General features: G+C 31.1%; 2 protein-coding genes. Both read right to left on the reverse strand.

Annotated elements, in window-relative coordinates; translation table 11 throughout:
- Window positions 1-281: 281 nt before the first annotated feature.
- On the reverse strand, window positions 282-1,286 hold the full coding sequence (locus ELS83_RS21530) for a hypothetical protein (protein WP_171597605.1): 1,005 nt from the start codon (window positions 1,284-1,286) through the stop codon (window positions 282-284).
- Between the two features lie 229 nt (window positions 1,287-1,515).
- Window positions 1,516-2,541: a hypothetical protein gene (locus ELS83_RS21535; RefSeq protein ID WP_171597606.1), complete on the reverse strand. Its 1,026-nt coding sequence runs from the start codon at window positions 2,539-2,541 to the stop codon at window positions 1,516-1,518.
- Window positions 2,542-2,633 lie beyond the last annotated feature (92 nt).

Genomic DNA, 2,633 nt, shown 5'->3' on the forward strand with positions numbered 1-2,633 from the left:
AATACCAGTTTATCCTTAAAGTGTCCAGTTCAGTTTGAAGAATTATAGAATCATTCTCAAAGTCCATTTTTTTCTTTTCCGTAAATTGAAAAAGTAAAAAACCTGAAAATAAAATCAATAATGTTGTTTTCATCTTATTACTGCCAACGTTTAGTATATGCAAAGTAGGCGATTGCGGGATTCAAACTTATCAAACCGTTGAGAAGTTGAAGCGGGCTACAACCCTTGAATTTACTACTGTCACGCCTATTTTGTATATACATTGTTACCTGCTGGGCTTTTTATATTTCAACTATTTCATTTGTTATCTCTTCAAGTGAATTCCTAATTGTCAATATGATTTGAGATGTATTAGGAATTATAGTAAGTCTAATTATTTCTCCCTTTTTATATTTTTTGTAATTAATTAAGCTTTCCTTTACCCTGTTATTGAAATTATCAAACTTATCCTTACTTGCTTTAAAATACGAGTCTTTGACTTCAAATACTCCTAATCCATTATTTCTGTGCGCAATAAATAGTTTGTCGCCTACAATAATTAAATCATTAAAGTTGCTGTATTGCTTTACTTCAACTGAAATAGCAAAACTTTTAATTAAATCAAGGTCGGAATAAATGGTAATATGTTCATAAATACTACCGTGATTCATAGTTGTTGATATTAGCCCAAGATATTTAGAAGTAATTCTACCATCATGAATACTTTCATAACTACTATTGTATTTAAGTCTCTTGAAATGTGACAATTCCAATCTTCCCTCAGATTCTAAGTCATAATACAAAATATATTTTGGCAATATCAAGTTGTCAATTGCGATTAAAAGACTATCATTAATTACTAATTCATCTACTGCCTTTCCCCACATCTGTACTTCTTCAGGAACCTCTAGTTTTTCCCATTGATTCTTTTTTATCTGATATTGAATTAGAATCTCTTTACCCATTTCTCCTCCAACAAACAGGTTGTTATCGAATAACAAGAGAGTCTTTGGTTTCAAATCATATGGAATTGTCAGCTTTGTTTCCTTAGATAATAGAAAGTCATAAAGAACAATACTATTTTTGGCTGTGTCAAGAATTGCTACTCTTGATTTTTTATCTGTGGTAAAGATTGATTTTTCATTAATATCAAATGTTTTATGCTCTACTATCGCTGAATTTTCAAATGTATTCAGTGATATTACACTATCACTATTAATGAGTAGAAAATAGTCTCCTTTCACTCCATTTTGCCCAAGTGCAGTTAGAGAATAAAATAATGTCAATATTGCTATTAGTTTCTTCATTGTAGTATCGTTTTTTTTAGCCTTGCAGGTAACGGCCTCGTATATGAAAAGTTGGCGATTTAAAAGCACTTCACCATCCGAATGCTACGAGCCGAAGCTTTTGTTTTGGTTATAAATTTAGTTTTTTATGTTAGCCAAAACAAAAGTTTTGGCGGTGTTTATTAAAAGCTCAAACCCTCGCAAACCACTGTTACGCCTATTTTTTATATACATTGTTAGCCACCGTAATTCAGTTAATATTATACTCAAATATCTGATACCAATCCCCTTTATCAATTTTCTTGATAGCTCCGTTTTGGTAGTAATCTATCTTTGTAGTTGAATAAACTGATTTATCATCATCTTTAATCCCCATCTTCTCCACAAGTCTATTTGACGAATCAATACTATACGTTATAAATCGTCTGTCTGACAACTCCCCATTATAAATGAATTCATATGTCTCAAATACTTTGTTTTTAGCATAAGAATATCTTTCTCTAGATTTTAGTTCTGAATCCCAATAGCAATCAATTTGAACTACCCTATCTAAAGAATCAATTTGGATATTATACTTTTCAATCCATGTAGTTTCACTATCGACAACAGATTGAATAAGAATACTTGTATAGTTTGAGAAGTATTTCTTAGTTTTTGTTAGATGCCAAGATGGGTACTTCTCAAAGTCTTCATCTATTAATAAATCACCAACCACTCCATCCTTTAGGCGTCTTGAATATTCATTAAAATCAACTGAAATCAGATTGTTATCTGAATCATAATGGTAAATGTTATGAATACTATCTTTAGATTCAGATTCATGTACACCTTTAATTGAATGAATATTTTTCAAGTACGTGTATTTGTAACTATAAACCCCTTGCATGGTACCCTTCCTATCCCAGAAATAATCATTTTGCTCAAAGATGATGTTACCTAATGAGTCAAATTCAACGTATTTTGCAGATTTATTTGTGTCTGTGTGTACCTGAATTATTTTACAGTTCCGTATATTATTCTTTGCGATTATTGCTGGGTCAAATAAATTTAATGCAGTGAATTCTGGGCCATCAGTTATCAATTCGTAATATTCACTTGAAATGCCAGTGTCATATTTTTTAAGTAGTCTATTATAATTCTCCTGATTTTGAGAATTACAACTTATAATCAAAATATAAACTAGTAATATGTATAGTGTTCTGCTGTGCATGTTTATGGTGGCTAACGGTTTTGCTAAAATTTGAGGGCGATTTTCAACCACCTCCTTATCAAACACCGCTACCGTTTATTGTTTTTGTTACATTATCTAGTTGAGCGTCACCGCCCTTAAATTTTAACTTTTGTTACCTCCTGTTTCGCTCCATTATG

Source organism: Marinifilum caeruleilacunae, assembly GCF_013141825.1.
Classification (GTDB): Bacteria; Bacteroidota; Bacteroidia; order Bacteroidales; family Marinifilaceae; genus Marinifilum; species Marinifilum caeruleilacunae.

Coding starts and splice junctions, on each gene's coding strand:
- ELS83_RS21530 (WP_171597605.1), bottom strand. CDS start 1,286: ATGAAGAAACTAATAGCAATATTGACATTATTTTATTCTCTAACTGCA.